This is a genomic window from Streptomyces sp. R21 (assembly GCF_041051975.1).
Classification (GTDB): Bacteria; Actinomycetota; Actinomycetes; order Streptomycetales; family Streptomycetaceae; genus Streptomyces.
The window spans coordinates 3,768,221-3,790,983 of record NZ_CP163435.1 but is presented as its reverse complement, the minus strand read 5'-3'; the positions used below and the strand labels follow the sequence as shown (position 1 = coordinate 3,790,983).

General features: G+C 69.4%; 21 protein-coding genes and 1 pseudogene. 19 read left to right on the top strand and 3 right to left on the bottom strand.

Annotation, left to right across the window (positions count from 1 at the left end; translation table 11 throughout):
- Positions 1–183: 183 nt before the first annotated feature.
- Positions 184–1,077 (top strand): anti-sigma factor RsbA family regulatory protein, encoded by an 894-nt coding sequence (locus AB5J56_RS16905; protein ID WP_369233562.1) that lies wholly within the window; start codon positions 184–186, stop codon positions 1,075–1,077.
- Positions 1,078–1,252: 175 nt separating this feature from the next.
- Positions 1,253–1,666, top strand: a complete 414-nt coding sequence (locus AB5J56_RS16900; RefSeq protein WP_369242593.1) for an ATP-binding protein — start codon at positions 1,253–1,255, stop codon at positions 1,664–1,666.
- A gap of 102 nt (positions 1,667–1,768) precedes the next feature.
- Here the strand turns inward: AB5J56_RS16900 and AB5J56_RS16895 are convergent, their stop codons facing one another.
- Together AB5J56_RS16895 and AB5J56_RS16890 are read right to left on the bottom strand one after the other, a co-directional pair.
- Positions 1,769–3,043: a hypothetical protein gene (locus AB5J56_RS16895; protein ID WP_369233561.1), complete on the bottom strand. Its 1,275-nt coding sequence runs from the start codon at positions 3,041–3,043 to the stop codon at positions 1,769–1,771.
- A gap of 95 nt (positions 3,044–3,138) precedes the next feature.
- Positions 3,139–3,648, bottom strand: a complete 510-nt coding sequence (locus AB5J56_RS16890) for a SigE family RNA polymerase sigma factor (protein WP_369233560.1) — start codon at positions 3,646–3,648, stop codon at positions 3,139–3,141.
- Positions 3,649–3,812: 164 nt separating this feature from the next.
- Between AB5J56_RS16890 and AB5J56_RS16885 the strand changes: the two genes are divergently transcribed.
- A complete protein-coding gene (locus AB5J56_RS16885; protein ID WP_369233559.1) occupies positions 3,813–5,123 on the top strand; it encodes an Nramp family divalent metal transporter in 1,311 nt (436 codons plus the stop codon).
- A gap of 47 nt (positions 5,124–5,170) precedes the next feature.
- On the opposite strand, the gene AB5J56_RS16880 is transcribed toward AB5J56_RS16885, so the two are convergent.
- The gene (locus AB5J56_RS16880; RefSeq protein ID WP_369233558.1) at positions 5,171–6,886 is read right to left on the bottom strand and encodes a chitinase; all 1,716 of its coding nucleotides are present in this window, start codon (positions 6,884–6,886) and stop codon (positions 5,171–5,173) included.
- Positions 6,887–7,230: 344 nt separating this feature from the next.
- Here AB5J56_RS16880 and AB5J56_RS16875 point away from each other — a divergent pair, with 344 nt between their 5' ends.
- From AB5J56_RS16875 to AB5J56_RS16800, 16 genes and pseudogenes are all read left to right on the top strand, one after another.
- Positions 7,231–8,106 carry a hypothetical protein gene (locus AB5J56_RS16875; RefSeq protein ID WP_369233557.1) on the top strand — a complete coding sequence of 292 codons (876 nt, stop codon included), beginning with the start codon at positions 7,231–7,233 and terminating at the stop codon, positions 8,104–8,106.
- Between the two features lie 79 nt (positions 8,107–8,185).
- A complete protein-coding gene (gene cpaB / locus AB5J56_RS16870) occupies positions 8,186–8,899 on the top strand; it encodes a Flp pilus assembly protein CpaB (protein WP_369233556.1) in 714 nt (237 codons plus the stop codon).
- Positions 8,900–9,049: 150 nt separating this feature from the next.
- A complete protein-coding gene (locus tag AB5J56_RS16865) occupies positions 9,050–10,675 on the top strand; it encodes an AAA family ATPase (RefSeq protein ID WP_369233555.1) in 1,626 nt (541 codons plus the stop codon).
- A complete protein-coding gene (locus AB5J56_RS16860; RefSeq protein ID WP_369233554.1) occupies positions 10,672–11,058 on the top strand; it encodes a TadE/TadG family type IV pilus assembly protein in 387 nt (128 codons plus the stop codon). Before AB5J56_RS16865 ends, AB5J56_RS16860 begins: the two co-directional genes overlap by 4 nt.
- Positions 11,059–11,078: 20 nt before the next feature.
- Positions 11,079–12,419, top strand: coding sequence for a CpaF family protein (locus tag AB5J56_RS16855; protein WP_369233553.1), 1,341 nt, complete (start codon positions 11,079–11,081; stop codon positions 12,417–12,419).
- A gap of 67 nt (positions 12,420–12,486) precedes the next feature.
- Entirely contained in the window at positions 12,487–13,431 is a 945-nt protein-coding gene (locus AB5J56_RS16850; RefSeq protein ID WP_369233552.1) for a type II secretion system F family protein, read from the top strand.
- 19 nt (positions 13,432–13,450) lie between these two features.
- Positions 13,451–14,341 (top strand): DUF5936 domain-containing protein, encoded by an 891-nt coding sequence (locus AB5J56_RS16845; RefSeq protein ID WP_369233551.1) that lies wholly within the window; start codon positions 13,451–13,453, stop codon positions 14,339–14,341.
- 149 nt (positions 14,342–14,490) lie between these two features.
- Positions 14,491–15,807, top strand: a complete 1,317-nt coding sequence (locus tag AB5J56_RS16840) for a sensor histidine kinase (RefSeq protein ID WP_369242591.1) — start codon at positions 14,491–14,493, stop codon at positions 15,805–15,807.
- On the top strand, positions 15,800–16,615 hold the full coding sequence (locus AB5J56_RS16835; RefSeq protein WP_369233550.1) for a response regulator: 816 nt from the start codon (positions 15,800–15,802) through the stop codon (positions 16,613–16,615). Before AB5J56_RS16840 ends, AB5J56_RS16835 begins: the two co-directional genes overlap by 8 nt.
- A gap of 114 nt (positions 16,616–16,729) precedes the next feature.
- Positions 16,730–16,945, top strand: coding sequence for a hypothetical protein (locus AB5J56_RS16830; protein WP_369242589.1), 216 nt, complete (start codon positions 16,730–16,732; stop codon positions 16,943–16,945).
- The gene (locus AB5J56_RS16825; RefSeq protein ID WP_369242587.1) at positions 16,942–17,550 is read left to right on the top strand and encodes a pilus assembly protein TadG-related protein; all 609 of its coding nucleotides are present in this window, start codon (positions 16,942–16,944) and stop codon (positions 17,548–17,550) included. Before AB5J56_RS16830 ends, AB5J56_RS16825 begins: the two co-directional genes overlap by 4 nt.
- A gap of 15 nt (positions 17,551–17,565) precedes the next feature.
- Positions 17,566–18,159 carry a hypothetical protein gene (locus tag AB5J56_RS16820; protein WP_369233549.1) on the top strand — a complete coding sequence of 198 codons (594 nt, stop codon included), beginning with the start codon at positions 17,566–17,568 and terminating at the stop codon, positions 18,157–18,159.
- 2 nt (positions 18,160–18,161) lie between these two features.
- Positions 18,162–18,851: an OmpA family protein gene (locus tag AB5J56_RS16815; RefSeq protein ID WP_369233548.1), complete on the top strand. Its 690-nt coding sequence runs from the start codon at positions 18,162–18,164 to the stop codon at positions 18,849–18,851.
- Between the two features lie 78 nt (positions 18,852–18,929).
- Positions 18,930–19,364, top strand: coding sequence for a VOC family protein (locus AB5J56_RS16810; RefSeq protein WP_369242585.1), 435 nt, complete (start codon positions 18,930–18,932; stop codon positions 19,362–19,364).
- A gap of 1,330 nt (positions 19,365–20,694) precedes the next feature.
- Positions 20,695–21,898 (top strand): annotated as a pseudogene (locus AB5J56_RS16805) (IS110 family transposase).
- Between the two features lie 278 nt (positions 21,899–22,176).
- Positions 22,177–22,752 carry a dihydrofolate reductase family protein gene (locus AB5J56_RS16800; protein WP_369233547.1) on the top strand — a complete coding sequence of 192 codons (576 nt, stop codon included), beginning with the start codon at positions 22,177–22,179 and terminating at the stop codon, positions 22,750–22,752.
- The last annotated feature ends 11 nt before the right edge of the window (positions 22,753–22,763 follow it).

The window sequence follows — 22,763 nt, the reverse complement described above, 5'->3', positions numbered from 1 at the left end:
TCGAGCGAAGCCGAGAGTGGGGGAGTTTGAGGACGAGCCCGTTCAGGGCGAAAGCAGGGGAAAGGGGGCGCAGCCCCCAGGGCAACGGGACGGGCAGGGGCGGAGGGGGCGAAGAAACCCCCAACCGACCACCGGCCCGCACACCCCCACCGACGAATAGAACCCCAAGAGAAAGGACCCCCCATGAGTACCCCCCAGGGCAGCTTCGACCACCGCATGGTCGTCTTCGGCTCGGACGACGAGTGGATCGCCGCCGCACTCCCCTTCCTCGCGGAGGGCCTCGCCGCGCCCCAGGAACCCCCGCCCACCACCATCGCCGCCCCCGGCAAACTCGACCTTCTCCGAGACGCCCTGGGCGCGGAGGCGAAGGGGATGACCTTCATCCCGCACACCGAGTGGTACACGGGCTCCGCGGCCAACGCCGTGGCACAGAGCGCCGGCTACCTCGCCGCCCACGCCCACCCCGGCGGCCGTATCCACCTCCTCATGGAGCCCGACTGGGCCGGCCGCGCGGGCCGATCGACCCGCGAGACCACGGAGTGGATCCGCTACGAGTCCCTCGCCAACCTCCTCTTCGCCCCGTTCAGGACCACCGCCCTGTGCGCGTACGACACCCGCACCGCGGGCCCGGCCATCGTGGACGCGGCCCGCCGAGCCCACCCGGACACGCCGGTGTACGAGACCCCGGCCAGGCTCGTCGACGAGCTGGACGCGATGCCGCTGCCCCCGCCCCCGCCCGGGGCGGACGTCCTGGAGAACCCCGGCCCGGAGGCCGTACGCGCCTGGGCGACGGCCCACGGTCTGGCCCCCGCCGAAGCGGGACTCTTCGCGGCGGCCGTCACGGAGGCTGTATCGGGCCCGCTCACCGGCGGTGCCCTGCTCTGGGGCGAGGCCCCCGCCTGCGTCTGCGAACTGCACACCGCGGCACGCGTCGACGACCCGCTGGCCGGCTTCGTCCCGCCCGCCACGGCGGAGATCGAACCGGGCCAGGGCCTGTGGTTCACCCGCCAGGTCTGCGCGTACGTGGACATCCGCGACCGGGGCGAGGGGTCGGCGATCCGTATCCAGTACGCGTGACCGCCGAAGCGGGCGCGCCCGTACCCGGATACGCACCCCGTTTCGGGTACGGAAACAGGTAGTCCTCCCCGTGCGCGCGCGGGTACGGGGAGGCCACCCTGGCACCATGCTGGAACTCTCCGGGGGGTATTTCCCGGATCCCGACCCTCAGTACTGCCCGTTCCCCCAACCACCCATGGGGGCAGGCCATCTGAGTGTCGAGTACGACCCCTGTCCCTCCGTGGCAGCCGAGGCCCGCGCGGAGGTCCGCAGGCAATTGGAGGGATGGGGGCTGTCGGAGCAGTGCGACGCGACGGAACTCCTCGTCAGCGAGCTCGTCACCAACGCCCTTCTGCACACGGCGAGCCGCTTCCGCCTCACCCTCACCGCGGCCCACGGTGTCCTGCGGTGCGAGGTCGCCGACTCCAGTCGCCGCGTCCCCCGGGTGTTCGAGACCGACAGCACGGAGGACCGGGAGAGCGGCCGAGGAATGTTCCTGGTGGATGCGCTTGCCCAGCGCTGGGGCTGCCACCAGGACGGGCCGGGCAAGACCGTCTGGTTCGAGCTCGGCACGTGCGGGACGAACGGCTGTGGTCGGCGACAGCCGTGACCCGCGAGTTCCGGACGACTTGTCCATCGTCCGGAACCACAGCCCGGGCCCCGGGCGGCGCGCCCAGCCGCCCGGGGCCCGTACCTGCGTACTCGTACGGCATCAGCCCTGGTTCTGCCGCCACTTGGGGCTGAGGGCGATCTCCCTGAGCTGCTTCATCGTCAGCGCGGGGGCCTTGCGGGTCGCGGCGGTGTTCTGGGTGCCGGAGTTGAAGGCGCTGATCACCACGCGCATACCGTCGGTGCGGATGGTGTCGACGGTCCACATCACGACCCCGGAACCGCCCTTCTCGCCCGGCCCCTGATGCGTGGCGACCTTCGTGCCGTCGGGGAGGGTCTCGGCGCCGGTGCCGAAGAGATCGCCCTCGACGTCCGACATGTCGGGCTGCACATTGATCTGCACGAGGCTCCTGCCCTTGCCGTCGTTGACGACGACATAGGCGAACTGGCTGTCAGGGGCGCCCTTTCCGACCACCTTGAGTCCCTTGGGCAGCAGCGCGGCGAGCACCGGCCCGATCGGGGCGCCTGCGGTCTCCTCGGCTGTGCCCGGAGTGCCGGCCGTCCCCGTCTTCTTCGGATCCTCAGGAATGGCGTCGACGGCGGTACGCCACGCACCGGCCGTGATCAGGGACTTCAACTGGACGGCGGACAACGGCGGTTCGGGCCGCGTGATCGGGGCGTCCTTCTCGGCCTCGGCGTTCCACTCGCTCACGCTGATGTGCTGCCCCGCCGGGGTGATCAGCTCGGCGTTCCACCACTTGGTGTCCACCCGCCGGTCCGGATACTCGTAGCCCTTGAGGAGCATCAGCACCGAGCCGTCGGACAGTCGACTGGTGGTGCAACTGTCGTGGGGGGTGAACACCTTGTCCGGGCACTGGGTCGCCTGGCGGGCCTGATCGCTGCCCGGCTCGACTCGGCCGAGGCTGACGCCGACCGCGCCGCCGCCCTTGCCGTCGTCGTACACGACATGCGCGTACGGCGACAGGAACTCGTCGGTGCCACGCCCCTCCGCCTTGCTGACCTTGCCCTTGGGGAGCAGGCCCTTGAGCGTGCGGATCAGTTCTTCGCCGGAGACGGGCTTGGCCGTGGGCTTCGCTGTGGGCTTCGTCGTGGAGGCCGTCGTCTCCGAGGCCACGGAGGCCCGGTGCGGACCGGACGCGTCACCCCAGGGCGAGAGCAGCGCACCACCCACGCCCACGAGGGCGATCCCGGCCACCGCACCGCCCACGACGGCCCGACGCTGCCGCCGGAGCCGGCGCCCCCGGTTCTCGCCGGCGGCGGAGAGCGCGGCCCGGTCGGTGTCGAAGGCGCCGCCCGCCTCGCGCAGAGCGGCACCGAGCCGGTCCTCGAAGGGGTCGTCGTGCTGTTCTTCGGGCATGGCAAACCACCGTTTCCGAGAGTTTCAGAGGCTGAGAGCTTCAGGGGTTGAGAGGCTGAGAAGCCGCGATGTCGAAGGGCGGGGCGCAGCCGTGATCAGGGCCGTGCGTACTCGCCGAGGTCCTCGCCCAGCAGCGCCCGCAGTCGGCCGAGCGCCCGGACGCACCGTGTCCGCACCGCGGCCGAGCTGGTGTTCATCGCCTCGGCGGTCTCCTCGATGCTGCGGTCCTCCCAGTAGCGCAGAACGACCACCGCACGGTCCTTGACGGGCAGTTGGCCAAGAGCCTCGATCAGGGTCAGCCGCAGGGGTGTGTCACCGTCGGCGCCCCCGGCGAGGTCCGGGAGCACGTCCGTGGCGCGCTCCGTGCTGCTGCGCCGCCGTCGATGCGCGAGGAACGTACGGGTGAGGACGGTCTGCGCGTACCCGGCGGGATTGCCGACCCGCGTGACCCGGTTCCATCTGACGTACAGCCGCCCGAGGGTCTCCTGCACCAGATCCTCGGCGAGATGGGTGTCTCCGCCGGTGAGCAGACACGCGGACCGGTAGAGGTGCCCCGCGCGCGCCGTCGCGAACTCCGCGTACCCGTCTGCGCGAACCGGTCTCATACGCTTCCCCGTGTCTGTCGTGCCCGCCCGTGTACCGCCCTCACTCCATTGATGCGGTGGACCCCCGGAAATGTTTCACGGGGCCGTTGCCGATCCCCTCCCACCCCTCCCGCCACTCGCACGCGCTCTTGTGCCCCCGCCCGCTTTGCGCTTCCTTTAACAACATGACGGAGACCACTGGGAAGACGGCGTCAGGGGAGGACATCTCCCGCCCCCGCAAGTCCAGTTGGAAGTACATCGGACCCGGGATCGTCGTCGCGGCGACCGGCGTGGGCGCCGGCGACCTGGTGGCCACGCTCATCGCGGGCAGCAACTTCGGGTACACCCTGCTCTGGGCCGCGGTGATCGGCTGCCTGGTGAAGATCTCGCTCGCGGAGGCGGCCGGCCGCTGGCATCTGTCCACCGGCCGCACCCTCTTCGACGGCTGGACGAGCCTCGGCCGCTGGACGACGTACTTCTTCGTCGTCTATGCCGTGATCTGGGGCTTCGTCTACGGCGCGGCCGCGATGTCGTCGAGCGCGCTGCCCCTCCAGGCGCTCTTCCCCGACGTCATGGACCTCAAGTGGTGGGGAATCGTCTGCGGGTTGGTGGGTCTGGTCTTCGTCTGGTTCAACAAGTACGCCGTCTTCGAGAAGGTCATGACGGTCATGGTCGGCGTCATGTTCGTGGTGACGGTCTACCTGGCGATCCGGGTCACCCCGAACCTGGGTGACGCCTTCGCCGGACTGCTCCCCGTACTGCCCGACGAGAAGGACTCGATCCTCAACACGCTCGGCCTGATCGGCGGCGTCGGCGGGACGATCACGCTCGCCGCGTACGGCTACTGGGTCAACGCGAAGGGCTGGACCAACACCGGCTGGATGAAGGTGATGCGCCTGGACAACCGTGTCGCGTACGCCACCACCGGCATCTTCGTCGTCGCCATGCTCTTCGTCGGAGCGGAGCTGCTGCACTCCGCGAACGTGGCCATCGCCAGCGGCGACAAGGGCCTGATCCAGCTCAGCGACATTCTGGAGGCCGAGTACGGCTCGGCGACGGCGAAGTTCTTCCTGATCGGATTCTTCGCCACGTCGTTCACGTCGTTGATCGGCGTCTGGCACGGCGTGAGCCTGATGTTCGCGGACTTCGTGGCGCGGTACCGCACACAGGACCGGTCGACGGGGGCGGACGTCGCCTCCGGCGAGCGCGAGCGCTCCTGGCCGTTTCGCGCGTACCTCCTGTGGCTGACCTTCCCGCCGATCGTCCTCCTCTTCCAGGGCCAGCCCTTCCGCCTGATCATCCTCTACGGCGTCCTGGGCGCGGCGTTCCTTCCTTTCCTCGCCCTGACCCTGATCTGGCTCCTCAACTCCTCCCGCACACCCCGCGAGTGGCGCAACGGGTTGCTGAGCAACGCGATGCTCGCACTCGCGGGAGTGCTGTTCCTGGTCCTGTGTGTCAAGCAGATCTGGGATCAGCCCTGGGCGGACTTCTTCTGAGCCCTCCGCGGATCGCCTCGGGGTTCTCCGGATTTCTCCGGAGTTCCCTAGGGAAGCGCGTGCACGTGCGGTCCCACTGCGTTGGACCACGCGTTGCCCGCCGACGCGTCCCAGTTCGTCGACCAGGTCATCGCGCCGCGCAGTGCCGGATAGGTCTTCGACGGCTTGAAGGAACCGCAGTTGGTGCCCTTGGCGAGGCAGTCCAGGGCGTTGTTCACGATCGTCGGGGAGACATAGCCGCTGCCCGCGCCGCTCGTCGAGGCGGGGAGGCCGAGGCCGACCTGGGACGGGGAGAGACCGCCCTCCAGCTGGATGCAGGCCAGCGCCGTCAGGAAGTCCACCGACCCCTGGCTGTAGACCTTGCCGTCGCAGCCCAGCATCGAACCGCTGTTGTAGTACTGCATGTTGACGACCGTGAGGATGTCCTTGATGTTCAGGGCCGTCTGGAAGTAGCCGTTCGACGTGGACTGCATGTCGATCGTCTGCGGGGCCATGGTGATGACGAGCGACGAGCCCGCCTTCGAGGAGAGGGAGCGCAGCGCCTGCGACATGTACGTCGCGTTGAGGCCGTTCTCCAGGTCGATGTCGACGCCGTCGAAGCCGTACGTCTGCATGAGCGAGTAGACCGAGTTGGCGAAGTTCGTCGCGGACGTCGAGTCGCTGACCGACACCGTGCCGTTCTGGCCGCCGATCGAGATGATGACCTTCTTGCCTGCCGCCTGCTTGGCCTTGATGTCCGCCTTGAACTGGTCGACGGTGTACCCGCCGAGGCCCGCCGAGTCGAGGTTGAAGGTCACCGCGCCGGGCGTGCCGGTCGCGTCCGCGAAGGCGACCGCGATGATGTCGTACTGGGACTGGACGCCGGAGATCTTCTGGACCGTCGCGCCGTTGTTGAAGTTCTGCCAGTAGCCGGTGACGGCGTGGGCCGGGACGGCTCCGCCACCGCCGCCGCCCGAGGAGGCGGTCGTCGTGCCCGTCACCGCGGCCGACTTCGCCGACTCACCGGCCGAGTTGGTCGCCGTCACCTGGAACGAGTACGACGTCGACGCGGACAGGCCCGTGACCGTGGCCGAGGTGCCGGTCACCGCCGTCACCTTCGTACCGTCGCGGTAGACGTTGTAGCCCGTGGCGCCCGACACCGTGTTCCAGGAGAGGGAGGCGGAGGACGAGGTCGTGGAGGCCACCGCCAGCCCGGCCGGTGTCGCGGGGACGGTGGGCGCGGGGTCGCCGCCACCGCCGCCGTCGGGGCCGTACACGGACAGGTCGTCGGCGTAGTACGCGGCCTGGCCGTACCAGCCGTGCGTGTACACCGTCACCGACGTGGTCGAGGCGCCGGTGGTGAAGGTGGTCGTCAGCTGCTTCCAGGAGGAGGAGTCGGGGGTCCAGGTCGACACGTCCGTGGTGCCGGTGCCGGTCGCGCCGAGGTAGGTGTACCCGCCCTGCACCCAGGCGCTCAGCGTGTATGTCGAGCTGGGCTTGACCGCGACCGTCTGGGTGCACTTGGCGTTGTCCTGCCCGGCGGGCGTGCCCTTCAGCGCGGCCGAGCCGCCGTGCACCGGTGAGGAGACGGTCGCACCGCTGCTCGCCGAGCAGGTCCAGCTGCTCAGGCCCGACTCGTAGCCGCCGTTCCTGGCGTTGTTGACGTCCGCGGCGGAGGCCTGGCCGGCCAGGGAGGTGAGGCTGAGGGCGGACGCCCCCAGCACGGCGGCGAGGACTCCCGCCCATGTGCGTCTGCGTGGGGGTATGCCTGGTACGCGGTCCACTGGGGCCTCCGGTGAGGGGTGGGATGGGGGAGGGGAGGGATGTGGAACGGTGGCCACCGTCGTGGACGTACAAGTTGGTCCAGACCAATCTGGTTGTCAAGACCTCTGGAGAGTTCAACCCCTTTGGGTGACAGGCGAGTTGCGGCATATTCGCCTCACTCTGCGTTGATCAAGCTCGCACCTTCCGTGAGTTGATCTCGGGGATTCGGTGTTGAGCGGGCCATGCCGTGGATATGGTGCTGATGCAGGACGATGCAGAAGGACGTCACAGGGGCGATCTGAGGCGGTGGTCGACCACTCCGCCGCAGGGGAGGGCCCGCCGCAGCGAACGGGGTGTGTGCAGCGTGCCGACCGCGATAGCCGTCACCAGTCCCGACCTGGTGCTGCCACCGCACGACCGCCAGACCCCGCCCGCCGTCGTCCAGCCGCAGGGCACCCTGGAGAGCTCCCTCGTCGGGATGCACGCGCTCATCGAGCAGCACGGGTACGTGATCGTCCTCTACCCGGCCTCCGTCCCCGGTGACATCACCAGGCGGCTGCACACCGTCCGCTCCGTGCTGGAGAGCGACCGCATCGCGCTGCTCGGCGTCGACCTGCCACCCCTCGGACTCGCCCTGCTCGCCCAGCAGTTGAGACAGCTGTCCGTCTGCGACTTCAGCCCCGGCGTGCTCGCCTCCGCCGCCCGGCTGCTCGCCCACTACATCTACGCCGGCGCCCTGCTCGGCTCCGTCGCCAAGCTCGACCGGGTGCCGGTGTCCCTGAAGTCCCACGCCAAGTCCTGGGTGCCGGGCGCCCAGTTCGCCGTACTGGCCAACCCGCGTCCCAGGCTCGTGCGCCTGGGCCAGGAAGAGCTCACGGGTCCCGAGTTCAGCACCCGGATGCTCGTCGCCGCCGGTCAGCCGCCCTCCGACTGGGTCACGGCCACGCTCGCGCCCGACTGGAACGTGCAGGGCGTCGCCACCGTGCCGCTGCCCCAGGAGTCCGTGCGCTGGTGGGGCACGAGCAAGCTCGCCGAGTTCGCCGCGGGACTGTACGACGTCTCCGTGCTCTACCAGCTCGTGTCGTCCGTCCGACGTGAGGAGTGCCACTGGTGCGGTCTCGAACTCATCGGTGACCGCTGCGGGTTCTGCGCGGCACCGCTGCCACCACCACCGGAGCTTCCGGCCGCCGCCGTACGGGCAGGTACCTCTGTACGCGCACTGCCCCCGGGCGCCACGTAAGTCACGCACGCACAACCGCATATCGGGCACGACCGCTCGACCCCGCTGTCCCCCGCCTTCGATCGAGGTTGTCCAGGTCATGAACTCACGCCAGCGCCGCGGCGTCATCCTGCTGGTCCTCTCGGCCCTCGCCGCCATCGGCGCGTTCGCCGGAGTGCTCTCGGTGATCCGTGACGTGAACTCCAAGGTCGGCCCGGAGGTGGCGGCGTACCGCCTGAAGAGCGACATCGCGCCCTACAAGGAGCTGACGGCCGACCAGTTCGAGAAGGTCTCGATGCCCGAGCGCTGGCTGTCGTCCACGGCCGTCACCAGCCTCTCGCAAATCCGCGGCAAGATCGCGGTGACGCAGCTCCAGAAGGGCTCCCTGCTGCAGACCGACATGATCGTGAACCGGCCCGAACTCACGGCGGGCCAGCAGGAGATCGCCATCATGATCGACGCGGCCACCGGCGTCGCGGGCAAGATCAACCCGGGCTCGCGGGTCAACATCTACGCCACCTTCAAGGCCGAGAACGACAAGGGCAGGGACCAGTCCAAGGTCATCGTCGAGAACGCCCGCGTCATCGACGTCGGCAAGCTGACCGCCCTCGACCCCGGCCAGTCCAGCAACGACCGGCGCCGCAACGCGAGCGAGGCCGTCCCGATCACCTTCGCGCTCGACACCGCGGACGCCCAACGCGTCGCGTACGCAGAGTCGTTCGCCGAACACGTCCGGCTCGCCCTGGTCGCGGGCGGCTCCAGCACGACCGTCCCGCCCGGCGACCGCACGTACACCCTCGACGAGGACAAGTAGGAGGCCGCGCATGCCGACCGCTCCCGCTGGGACCCGTCGCAGGTTCCATCGACTCGCTGTGATCCGTCGTAGGTCCCATCGACTTCCCGCGCCCGGGTCCTGGTGCCCGACGCTGAGCTCGCTCATGACCCGCCGTACCGGGTCGCGCCGATGACCATCCGCATCCTCCCCGCCGTCGGCGACATCGACTCGGCCCGCGCCCTCACCACCCTGCTGAGCCAGCTGGCCGACGCCGAACCCGCCCCGCCCGTCCCCGACTCGACCGCCCTGCTCGACACCCTCGCCCGCCTCGCCGCGGAATCCCTCGACGAACTGCCCGAGGTGGTCCTCGTCCACGAGCGGATCGGCCCCGTGCCGGCGCTCGACGTCGTGCGCGACGTGGTGATGCGCTTCCCGGCCGTCGGCGTCGTCCTCATCACCGCCGACGCCAGCACCGGCGTGCTCACCGCCGCGATGGACTCCGGCGCCCGCGGCATCATCGGCCTGCCGCTGGGCTACGACGCCCTCGCCGAACGCGTCCAGGCCGCCGCCGCCTGGTCCCTCGGCATGCGCCGCCACCTCGGCAGCGGCACCCCCGAGCTGTACACCGGCCCCGGCGGCACCGTCGTCACCGTCACCGGGGCCAAGGGCGGCGTCGGCGCGACCGTCACCGCCGTCCAACTCGCCCTCGCCGCCCAGGCGTCCGGCCGTACGGTCGCCCTGATCGACCTCGACCTCCAGTCCGGGGACATCGCGTCGTACCTGGACGTCCAGTTCCGCAGGTCCATAGCCGACCTCGCCGGCATCGCCGACATCAACCCGCGGGTCCTCCAGGACGCGGTCTACGCCCACGACAGCGGCGTCGCCCTGCTGCTGGCCCCCGCCGAGGGCGAGCGCGGCGAGGAGGTCACCGACCGCGCGGCCCGGCAGATCCTCTCGGCCCTGCGCTCACGCCACGACGTCGTGGTCGTCGACTGCGGCTCCCAGATGAACTCCGCGACCGCCGCCGCCGTCGAGATGGCCGACCAGGCACTGCTCCTCGTCACCCCCGACGTGATCGCCGTCCGCGCCGCCAAACGCATGGTCCGCATGTGGGACCGACTCCAGATCCGCAAGGCCGAGGAGACGCTCACCGTCGTCAACCGCCACTCGCGCGGTACGGAGATCCAGCCCGCCCTCGTCGAGAAGGTCACCGGCACCAAGGTGGCCCGCGCCGCCGTCCCCGCCGCCTTCAAGGAACTCCACTCCGTCGTCGACGCGGGCCGCCTCCAGGACCTCGACGCCCGCTCCACGGTCAAGCAGGCGCTGTGGGCGCTGGCCGGGGAGCTGGGGCTGGTCGTCGCTCCGGAGAGCGGAGGCGGCGGCCGACGCCGTAAGGCCTCCGCCGACCGCGGCGCCCTCGCCCTGCGCCGCAAGGGCGGCGACCGGGGCGCGGTCACCCTCGAATTCGCCGGTATGTTCCCGCTGTTGCTCGTCGTCATGACCATCCTGTGGCAGTGCGTGCTGTACGGCTACACGTACTCCCTCGCCGGGAACGCGGCGGACGAGGCGGCGCGGGCGGGTACGGCGGCTAACGCGGTCACACCCGGCGCCTACCAGGGAGCCTGTGCGGAGGCGGGTGGCGCGCACCTGCCGGGGGCCTGGCAGGGCGCCGGGATCACCTGCGGTATCGACGGCTCCGTGATGAAAGCAACCGTCGAGGTCGACGTACCGCTCTTCTTCCCGGGGTTCGACGTGGGCTGGCACGTCAAGGGGTCGGCGGGCGCGGCGCTGGAGGGGGAGGGGGACGACGGATGAGGCGGCTGCTGAAGCGACTCCGGGACCACCGGGACGACCGGGGCGTGTCCATGCTGGAGTTCGCCGGGTTCCTGCCCATCCTGCTCGTCATCGGGATGGCGACCATTCAGCTCGGGCTGATCGGATACGGGATCAACCAGGCGGGGTCGGGGGCGCGGGCAGCGGCTCGGGTGGCTTCGCAGGACGGGGACGGGGGAGCGGCCGCGGTCGCTTCCGTCAGCGGATGGCTGGACCCGGCACCCGAGGTGGAGAAGGGCGGCGACACCACCACCGCGACCGTCAGCGTCCACGTCCCGTCGGTGATCCCGCTGTTCGGCGGCGGCTACGACATCAATCGCTCGGCCACCATGCCCAACGACAACGACAACGACAACGACGGCTGACACGAGAGGAGTTGACGAACATGAGCCTGCGTTCCCGTATCGCCGCCCCGGACGAGAAGGGCCCGGCCCGCGAGGACGGACACCTCGTCGCCGTCTACCGGGCCAAGCTCCTCGAAGAGATCGACCTCGCCGAGATGTCGAGCCTGGCGGCAGCCGAGCGCCGGGTCCGCCTGGAGCGCGTCCTCGGCCACATCATCAGCCGCGAGGGTCCGGTCCTCTCCTCCTCCGAGCGCTCCCAGCTGATCCGCAGAGTCGTCGACGAGGCGCTCGGCCTCGGCGTCCTCGAACCGCTCCTCGCCGACGCGTCGATCACCGAGATCATGGTCAACGGACCGGACTCGATCTTCGTGGAGCGAGCGGGCCGAGTCGAGCAACTCCCGTTGCGCTTCGCCTCGAACGAGCAGCTCATGCAGACCATCGAACGCATCGTCTCGACCGTCAACAGGCGGGTCGACGAGTCCAACCCGATGGTCGACGCCCGCCTGCCCACCGGCGAACGCGTGAACGTCATCATCCCGCCGCTCGCCCTCACCGGCCCGACCCTCACGATCCGCCGCTTCCCGCGCGCCTACACACTCCCCGAACTCATCGCCCTCGGCTCGCTCGACGAGCAGATGCTGATGCTGCTCGCGGCCTTCGTCCGAGCCCGCTTCAACGTCATCGTCAGCGGCGGAACGGGATCGGGCAAGACCACCCTCCTCAACGCCCTCTCCGGGCTGATCCCCACCCACGAACGCATCATCACCATCGAGGACTCGGCCGAACTCCAGCTCCAGCAGGAGCACGTCATCCGCCTGGAGTCCCGCCCCGCGAACGTCGAGGGCAAGGGCCAGATCACCATCCGCGACCTGGTCCGCAACTCCCTGCGCATGCGCCCCGACCGCATCATCGTCGGCGAGGTCCGCGGCGGCGAGACCCTCGACATGCTCCAGGCCATGTCGACCGGCCACGACGGCTCCCTCGCCACCGTCCACTCCAACTCGGCCGAGGACGCGCTGATGCGTCTGCAGACCCTGGGCTCGATGTCCGAAGTCAACATCCCCTTCGAGGCGTTGAAGGACCAGATCAACTCGGCGGTCGACGTCGTCGTCCAACTCGCCCGCCACGCGGACGGCTCCCGCAAGATCGCCGAGATCGCCCTGCTCGTCTCGCACGGCCGTGAACAGTTCCGCATAGCCACCGTCACCCGCTTCGTGCCCCGCCCCATCGGCGCCGACCGCGTCGTCCACGGCCACTTCGAGCACCTCCCGCTGCCCCGCCCGGTCGCGGAGAAGCTGTACGTCGCGGGCGAACCGCTGCCCCAGGCCTTCGGCGTCGCCGAAGCCATCGACGTACTGAACACGAGGCAGGCCATCGGATGACGCGCATATACGAGTCAGGCCATCGGATGACGCCCGCCGCGGAGAAGACCCTCAGGAGGTGCGAGCCGTGAACAGCGACCCGGCTCTCCTCGCGCTCGGCGCCACCGTCCTGTGCGGCACGCTGGCCGTCGCGGGCGTGCATACGTACGCGTCTGGGCGCGCCCAGCGCCAGGCCCTCGTCGACCGCCTCTCCGGCGGCGGCCCGCTGCGCACGGCCGCCGGCCGCGTCCGCCGCTTCGCCGCGATCGACCGCCGGCTGCGCCGCACCCGCCTCGGCCGCACCATCCACCTGCGCCTGTCGGCGACGGGACTCGACGTCACGGCGGGAGAGTTCTTCACCTACGTCACCGCCGTCGTCGTAGCGCTCTGGCTGATCGCGGCGGCGACGCTCGCCCCCTTCTTCGGCCCGATCGCCGGCTTCGTGGCCGTTTGGAGCGCGGCCATCTTCCTCAACTGGCAGCGCCAGAAACGCATCGAGGCCTTCATCAACCAACTCCCGGACGTGGCACGCCTGCTGGCCAACGCCACCGCCGCCGGTCTCGCGCTGCGGACGGCGCTGGCGATGGCGGCGGAGGAGCTCGAGGCGCCGGCGGGCGAGGAACTGGCCCACGTGGCAGATCAGTTGGCGCTGGGACGCACGATCGACGACGCCCTCGGTGAACTCGCCGAACGCCTCCCGTCCCGCGAGCTGATCGTCCTCGTCACGACCCTCGTCCTCGCCAACAAGGCAGGCGGATCGGTGGTCAGCTCCCTCCGCAACCTCACCCAGACCCTTGAGGACCGCAAGGAGACACGTCGTGAGATCCGCACCATGCTCTCCGAGGTCAACGCGACCGCCTTCACCGTGCCGCTCCTCGGCCTCGGCTCCCTCGTCCTGATCAACTCCTCGAACGAGGGCGCGCTGGCCCGCGTCACCGGCTCCCCGCTCGGCCAGGCGCTGGTCCTGATCTCGCTGGGCCTCTACACGGTCGGCTTCTTCGTCATCCGCCGACTCGGCAAGATCGAAGTCTGAGAGGGGAGTTGGGGTTACGTTGTTCGCGCTGCTGCTCGCCCTCGCGATGGCCGTGTCCGTCGCGGGCGTCCTCCTCGGCATCCGGATGATCCGCGCCGACGCCAAGCTGCCCGGCGACCTCGCGCTCGCCCTGGAGGTCGGCGCGACCCGGGTATCCAAGGCGGACTCGGCCGTCGACCGCCTGGGCATGCGCTTCGCGCCCCTGGTCCTGCGCCTGATGGGCCCCCGCCGGGTCGACGCCAAACGCCGCCGCATCGACATGGCGGGCAACCCCGGCGGCCTGACCCTCAACCGCTACGCCGCCCGCCGTGCGGTCTACGGCATCTTCGGCGTCGTACTCGCCCTCGTCTTCCTCTCCAACGGCCAACTCCTCTTCTCTGCACTGACGTTGATCTTCGGCCTGATCGCCGCCGACGCCCTGATCTGGCAGGCCATCCGCGAGCGCAAGGAGGTCATCGACCGCACCCTCCCCGACTTCCTCGACGTCCTCGCGGTCGTCGTCTCGGCGGGTCTCGGCTTCCGCCAGGCACTGGACCGGGTGGCGGAGAAGTACGAGGGCCCGTGGGCCGACGAACTGCGGATCACTCTCCGCCAGATGGACATGGGCGTAAGCCGCCGCCAGGCCTTCGACGAACTGCGCAAGCGCAACTCCTCCGAGCAGGTGGCGCAGTTCGTCTCGGCTCTCCAGCAGGGCGAGGAACTGGGTTCCCCCATCGCGGAGACGCTGATCCAACTGGCCACCGACATGCGCCGCACCGACGCCCAGAACGCCCGCCGACGCGCCGCCCGCACCATCCCCAAGGCCACCATGGTCACCCTCGTCTTCATGCTCCCGGCCACGATGATCCTGATCGCCACGGGCATGTTCCTGGGCTCGGGGACGAACTTCGGCTCGATTTTGGGCCGCTGATGAGGGGCAGCGGGGCGTGGCAGCTGTGGGGAACCGTCGCCACTGCGGGCAATCGTGACGCTGGGGGCGGCGCTCGTCCCCAGGAGAGCGGCACCTCGATAGCGCCGGGCTGCGCAACCCACCCCGACGGCGACCGGGACACCGATGAGCTGGACACAGAAGACGGCGCCATCGGAAGTTGGTCCCCCGACGCCGGGTACCTGGCAGACGACGCCCCCGCCCCAGGAAGCCTCCGCCTCCAGCTCAACGCCCTACAGGCCCTGTGCCGGCAGGCATTCGCCGTACGACTGGCAGCAATAGCCGTAGGCGCCCCCTTCGCCATGACGAACGCGACGGACGGTCTTCCCCGCTACGGCGTCCTCTCCGCCGCAGTCCTGGGCATCATGGGCTCCTACGCCATGCTCAGAGACTGGGACCGCCTGGCCCCCCGCCTCCTCGCCCACCCCACCCTCCTCGCAGCAGACCTCGGCTTCGGCGCGATACTCCTCCTCACCGCGTCCCCGGCGTCCCCACTCGCCTACGCGACGGTCTGCACCCCGCTCCTCGCGGGCCTCCTCTACGGCTGGCGAGGCTCGGGAGTCTTCACCGGACTGCAACTGGTGGTCCTGCTGACGGTCTACCGGGCCTGGGAACACCGTCCGGGCTCAGGCGCGAACACTCTCCTCATCGCGGGATTCTGCATCGCCGCCGGCATCATCGGCGTGACCCTCCGCAACCTGATGTTCCGCTTCGGGACGGCGAGCCAGGCGCTCTCCGAGGCGAACTCCCGTCTCGCGGTCGCCGAGGCCGTCGAGTCCGAACGGGCGCGCCTGGCCCGCGAGATGCACGACTCGGTCGCGAAGACGCTGCACGGCCTGGCCCTGGCGGCAGAGGCTCTCGCGGCCTCGGCCGACGGTGCCGACCCGGGCACCCTCAAGCGCCAGGCGACGGTGGTGGCGGGCGCGGCCCGCCGGGCGGCGGCGGAATCCCGCGACCTGCTCTCGGACCTACGCCACCACACGGACCTGACAGCACCCCCGGGAGGCCTGACGGCGGAACTCACCGCCCGCATCGCGGAGTTCAGCACGCGCACGGGCATCAGGACGACGTACGACCCCCCTCTGGGCGCCCCACCCCTCCCGTGCACCACCACACACCACGTCCTGGCGATCGTCTCCGAGGCCCTGGAAAACACCCACCGCCACGCCCGGGCGACCCGAGTGGAGGTCGAACTCGGCTTCTCCACCGCCGGACTCGACCTCCACGTACGGGACGACGGAACCGGTCTCCCACCCGGCCTCGCCCTCGACGACCTGACCAGAACCGGCCACTTCGGACTGCAGGGCATGGCGGAACGCGCCGCGAGCCTGGGCGGCACGCTCAACCTGGGCCGCCCGACCCCTGGAGGCACCGAGGTGTCCGTACACCTCCCGCTCCCCTCCCCTTCTGCTCCCCACGCTTCCCAAGAGGAGGCCGCCCATGCCTGACCAGCACCTTCTCTCCGGCCCGCCCTTGCGCGTGCTCGTCGCCGACGACAACCCCGTCGTACGGGCCGGACTCACCGCCCTGCTGAACGCCCACCCCGACATCGAGGTCGTCGCGGCCGAACCGGACGGCGAGAAGGCCCTCTCCTCGGCCGCTCACCTGCGCCCCGACGTAGTCCTCCTGGACGTCCGCATGCCCGGCACCGACGGCCTCACCGCCCTCCCCGAACTGGCCCGCCTGGCACCGGTCATGATGCTGACGTACAGCCGAGAACCCGAGGTGGTGGCCGAGGCCCTGCGCCGAGGCGCGTCGGGCTACCTGATCCACGGCGAGTTCACGGCCCCTGAACTGATCAGCGCAGTAAGGAACATGAGGAAGGGCAAGCCCATCGCCGGGTCTGTGGTGCCGGCTGTGCCGGTCGTACCGGTCGTACCGGTCGTACCGGTCGTGCCTGTCGGGTCCGCCGCCTCTGTCTCATCTTCGCTCAGCGTTTCGCACGAACCGAACAAAACCTCTTCGCATCTGCAACCAGTTGTGGCACAGTCGTCAAAGGCTCGACTCGCACACGCGGCGGCAGTTCATCGCCGCACCCCCAACCAGCCGGACTTCGGCCTGAGTTCACGGGAGGTGGAGGTCATGGATCTCATCGCATCCGGCATGAACAACCAACAGATCGCCGCCGCCTGCTTCATCAGCGAGAAGACCGTCAAGAACCACATCAACCGCATCTTCGCAAAGCTGCACAGTTCCTCACGCAGCGAAGCCATCGCCCACTGGCTGGGCACGGCGCGCGGGGGGTGGAGCCGATGACTCCGCCCTCGCCTCCACAGCCGGGAAGTTGGGCCCCTGGGCCCACCCGGAGTAGGCGTGTTCTCACGTACGGTGCTCGGGTTGGTAGCCGTATCGGCTGGGAGGGCAGAGGCCATGGTGACGAGGACGAAGCACACGCTCCGCGGGTGGAGGCGAACCGTGGTCTCCCGGATGCGGGGCCGGGGTCGCGACGCGGGGGCCGGGTTCGTGGAGTATGCGGGCTTGATGATCATCATTGCGGGGATCTTCACGTTGATCGACGGGTTGGGGTTGGACGGGTTGATTTCAGGCGCGATCCTGGATGCCGTGACCAGCGTCATCGGAGGCTGACAGGGCTAGGCCATTTCGGCGACCGAGGACAGACTCTCCCCATCTACATCTGGCTGACGGGGATTCTGCTCTTCGCTGCGTTCGCCTTTTTCGCATTCGCTCAAGCAGCGTCCGCCCGCAATGGAGCTCAATCTGCGGCGGACGCTGCTGCGTTGGCGGCGGCGCAGGACGCCCGGGACGAGCTGATGGACCAGCTGAGCGGCGCCATCGGCCAGGACGACAACTGGTTGGACTGGCTCGACGGCGAAGCGGACCCTGCGGGTGCGGGGACGACCGCTGCGGCCATGCAATTGGCGGCCCAGAACGACTCGACTCTTCAGAGCGTGCAGCCAGGCGTGTGGAACGGCTACCCCGGATACCAGGCCGACATCCAGACCAACTACACCGTTGGCGACTCGATCATCCCTGGCACGGAGGGCATGCAGGCCAGAGCCCATGCCATCGCCGTCATCCAGCCACGCTGCGATTTCGATTTGGACGCGGACCCGAAGAAGCCAGTCGAGCTGAATTGCGACGGCGAGACCGTGAACATTGACCCCGAAGACTTCAATCCGGACGACCTTCCTGACGCGTCCGTGCTGTTCTCTGTGCATCTGGCCGAGTGAGAGGAAGCCGTACCGATGGATCTCCGGCGCACCATGAAGGCCCGCAGGGCACTGTCCGCCGTGGCTATCACGACTGGGTTGCTCCTCACGGTGGCCGGCTGCGGCGGGGGAGACGACAACAAGTCGGACAAGGGCGCGTCCTCGTCGACCCCGGCGAGCCAAAGCAACGGCGACAATAAGGACAAGGGGTCGGAGTCGGCTACCCCAGAACAGGCGCTGGCCGAAGTGAAAGGTGGGGACCTGAGTCTCAAGGTCACCTCTGCCGCCCGTGACCAGGGGGGGTTTGTCACGGTCAAGGGGACGGTGACGAACGGCGGCGGTAAGTCATGGGTGGCTGCTGACTGGATGGGCGACGAGCGTGAACTGGCCAAGAACGGTGGATCAATTGCCGGAGCGAGCCTGATCGACCAGGCGGGAAAGAAGAAGTACCTCGTCCTTCGCGACACAGAGGGGCGCTGCCTGTGCACCCGGTTCACGGGAGGTGTTCAGCCTGGTGAGACGACCGACTGGTTCGCCCAATTCCCCGCTCCCCCTGAAGGCACCACAAAGGTCGACTTCCAGGTCGGCTCCATGCCCCCCGCCTCCATCGAACTCACCGAGGGCGAGTAACCATGCCCCTCACCCGCTCCGCCCCCCGCCGCGCCACCGCGACCACCCTCACAGCACTCGCCGTATTGGCCACGCTGACCCTCGGCGCCCCGGCGTACGCGGACGACGACCCGAGCGCGCCCCCGGGCAGCGTCACGACCTCTCCACCCCCCGAGGTGGACGCCAACAGCCCGGGCCTGAAGCTTGCGGACGGGGCGACGCTCGCGCCGGCCAAGGTGCTGGACATCAAGTCGGTAGTGGAGGACCTCGGCGGTGAGGAACGCCGCGAGGACACCAACTCGGACGTGACGTTCGCCCTCCAGGCAGAGGTCCTCTTCCCGAAGGACAGCTCCACGCTGAACCCGGACGCGCGTTCGCGCATCCAGGCGATCGCGGACGAGATCAAGGCGCAGAAGGCGACGACAGTCAGGGTGTTCGGGTTCACGGACAACCTCGGCTCGTACGCGCACGGCCTGACCCTCTCGAAGAAGCGCGCGGAAGCGGTCCACGACCAACTCGCGAGCGCGCTCGGCGGCTCCCAGGACGTCACCTTCGAGGTGCGCGGCTACAGCGAGGACTACCCCATCGCCGACAACACCTCCGAGGAGGGCCGCAGGAAGAACCGCCGCGTGGAGGTGACGTTCCCGAGGGGCGCGAATGCGGGCGACAGCGACAGCAGCGGGGACAGCAGCAGCGCCAGCGAACAGGGCTGATGCGTTTGTCGGATCGGGTTGTCGGATCGGATGACATCCGGGGTCCCGATGACCAGCACGCGCCGCTATGGTGATCCGATGGCGTTGATCAAGAAGTTCCAAGTCACCTTCGACTGCGCGGAACCTGAGCGCGTCGCCCGCTTCTGGTGCGAGGTGCTGGGGTACGTCGTACCGCCGCCGCCGGAGGGGTTCTCCACTTGGGACGATTACAATCGCTCGCTGCCGCCCGAGCACCGGGATTCATGGTCCGCCTGCGTCGATCCCTCGGGCGAGGGCCCGCGGCTGTACTTCCAGCGCGTTCCCGAAGGCAAGGTCGTCAAGAACCGGGTGCATCTCGACGTGCGGGCCGGCACCGGGCTCGTGGGTGCGGAGCGCCTCGCCGTACTTGAGGCCGAATGCGCACGACTGCTCGCGGTCGGCGCGGTACACGTGCTGACACAGGTCGCCGATGACGAGAACGAGTCCTGCATCACGATGCAGGACATCGAGGGCAACGAGTTCTGTCTCGACTGAGGGGCCGCGAACGCGTCCTCCCAGCCCGTACTGCTGCGCAAGTTGCGTCGTTCGTGATCGGGAAGCACCTGTCCGGGCAAGCACCCGTGCGGGCAAGCCCCCGTGCGGGCAAGCCCCCGTGCAGGCAAGCCGATGACCGGCCCTGCCCGTCGCCCCATACGTGTGTGCGCCCGCTGCGGGCGGATCCCCTTCTTTCACGTACCGCTTCTTCAAGAAGTTGCTGTGGGGGCCGCCCGCTTCTTTGCCAGTGTCGTGCTTCCGCGTCCCGAGTAAAGGGCGCTCCGCTGCGCTACGCGTCGGCTGCGCCGATTCCGCTTCGCTCCACCCTTGACTCGGGCCGCTCCAGCACGGGTGAGAAGCGAGCGGGCGGCCCAGGGGTGAGGGTGGCCCAGGTCGGGCGGGCCCGCGGGTGGGCTGGGCAGTTGAGCGGGGTCGGGGGCGCGATCGCGCCCCGGCGGCACGCCGGGCTGGCTTAGCGGTTCGCGGCCGGTGGGGTGGGGCGCCTTCCCGTTCCGCCAGCACGCCGGGTGGGCTTGGCGGCGCAAGGGTGGGGGGTGGCGGCTGGGGGTGGTTGGTGGTTGGTGGTCGGTGGAGGGCCGGCGGGTGGTCGGTGGGTGGAGGGCCTCCTGGGATGCCTTCGCCCCCGTCGGGACCGCCGCCGGGACCGCCGTCGCCCCCGTCGGCCGCCGCCAGAGAGTCCAGAGTGGCCAGAGAGGTCAGAGGGGTCCAGACGGTGAGAGGGGGAAAGGTAGGTGGAGGAATTCGGCGCGGCAAGGGCCGGTGAGGTCCCAGTCGTGGGTTTCGGGGTGTCCGAAACCTTCCACTTACTCGTTGATGTGTGATGGGTGTGGCCGGTGTGACTCAGGAGGCGGAACGCGATCGCCCGGCCTCCGGCCCCCGGCCCCCGACCATCCCGCCGATCCCTCCCTCCTGCCATACCCCCCCCCGGGACGGCAACCGTCCCTCCCCTCCTCCCTCACCCCCTCCCTCCCTCAAGCCCCCACCCACCCACCCTCCCCCTTCCCCCTCCCCCCACGCCCCCAAGCCGCTAAACCGGCCCGGCGTGCCGCCGAGGCGCGATCGCGCCGCCTCCCCATTACCGTCTTCGTAGCCCCGCAACGGGGTTACCGGCCTTCGGAGTTGGCATGACTACCTCCCCTTGTCGAGTGCATGGCCCGGGGGGTGGTGTCACCAGCTCCGAAGGCACTGAAAGACCGCTGATTAGGGGCATGACCACCGGCTTCTTCGCAGGTCGGGAGGCTCTTCGTAATGTGGATGTGGCGATCAGTGCCGTGGCAGGCCGGGTGAACAGCACCGAAGGAACCACGACGTGATCGACACCAGCGACATCGACGTCTACCTCGGACTGGACGTCGGCAAGGGCGAACACCACGCCACCGCACTCACCCCGGCCGGGAAGAAGACCTTCGACAAGCGGCTGCCCAACAGCGAACCCAAGCTCCGCGAGGTCTTCGCCAGGCTGCAGGTCAAACACGGCACCGTCCTCGTCATCGTCGACCAGGTGGCCTCGATCGGGGCCCTGCCGCTGGCCGTCGCCCGGGACCTGGGCTGCCACATCGCCTACCTGCCCGGCCTGACGATGCGGCGGATCGCCGACCTCTATCCCGGCGAGGCCAAGACCGACGCGAAAGACGCGTTCATCATCGCCGACGCGGCCCGGGCGATGCCGCACACGCTTCGCTCGGTCGACCTCGACGACGAAACCATCGCCGAACTCCAGATGATCGTCGGCTTCGACGACGACCTCACCGCCGAGGCGAATCGCCTCTCCAACCGGCTCCGCGGCCTGTTCACCCAGATCCACCCGCACCTGGAACGAGTCATCGGCCCGCGCATGCAGCACCCGGCCGTCCTCAGAATGCTGGACCAGTTCGGCTCGCCGCCCAGATCCGCAAGGCCGGACGCCGACGACTCATCACTCTGATCCGCCCGAACGCGCCCCGCATGGCCGATCGTCTGATCAACGACATCTTCACCGCGCTCGACGAGCAGACCGTCGTCGTTCCGGGCACAGACGCGGCCGCACTGATCGTCCCCAGCCTCGCCAACTCACTCCAGGCGGTGCTCGACCAGCGCAAAATCCTCGCCCACCGGATCGAGGAACTACTGGAGGCCCACCCTCTTTCCAAGGTCCTGACGTCCATGCCCGGCATCGGCATCAGGACCGGAGAGCCCGTATCCTCATCGACGTCGGCGACGGCACCGCCTTCCCGTCCGCCGCCCACCTCGCCGCCTACGCCGGCCTCGCCCCCGCCACCCGCAGCTCCGGGTCCTCCATCCGCGGCGAACAGCCCTCCAGACGGGGAAACAAGCAGCTCAAACGGGCTTTCTTCCTCTCCGCGTTCGCCGCCCTGGCCGACCCCGCCTCCCGCACCTACTACGACAAGAAGATTGCCCAGGGAAAGCACCACACCCAGGCTCTCCTCTGCCTCGCCCGACGCCGAGCCGACGTGCTCTTCGCGATGCTCCGCGACGGCACCTTCTACCAACCACCAACCCCGACTACCCCTTGACCAAAGTCATAGGGGCACCCCCCCGGCTCGCTGCTCAACACGCCCGAGGGCTGGCCTAGCTGGGCCACCCTCACCCCTGGGCCGCTCGCTCGCTTCTCACCCGTGCTGGAGCGGCCCGAGTCAAGGGTGGAGCGCAGCGGAATCGCCGTAGGCGACGCGCAGCGCCCTTTACTCGGGGCGTGGAGGCACGACACTGGCAAGGAAGCGGGCGGCCCCCACCACCCAACGGTCACTTCACCGCCAGCAGCAGCACCAACTCCGGCGTAGCGAGGTTCACGATGGGGAAGATCGTTCTGTTCATGTCCGTGTCCCTCGACGGCTTCATCGAGGGACCGGGCCGCGACATCGGCTGGCATCAGGTCGACGAGGAACTGCACCAGCACATGAACGTCGAGATCGGGAAGCTCGGCGCGCTGTTGAGCGGGCGGGTGACGCATGAGCTGATGGCGGACTTCTGGCCGAGCGCCGACAAGGATCCGGACAGTACGCCGGCCATGGTCGAGTTCGCCGGGATCTGGCGGGAGATGCCCAAGTACGTGTTCTCGCGGACGCTGGAGCGGGCCGACTGGAACACCACCGTCGTGCGGGACGTCGTACCCGAGGAGATCCGGGCGCTCAAGGCGCGGTACGGCGGGGACATCGGGCTCGGGGGTGCCGATCTCGCCGCCGAGTTCCTGCGCCAGGGGCTGGTGGACGAGATGAGGGTGTACGTCCATCCGGTCCTCGTCGGCCGCGGCAAGCGGCTCTTCCAGGAGGCCGACGCGCTGACCATGCTGCGGCTCGCCGAGTCGCGGACCTTCGGCAACGGTGTCGTACTCCTGCATTACGAGCGTGCCAACGCCCCCGAGGCGTAAAGCGGTTGTCC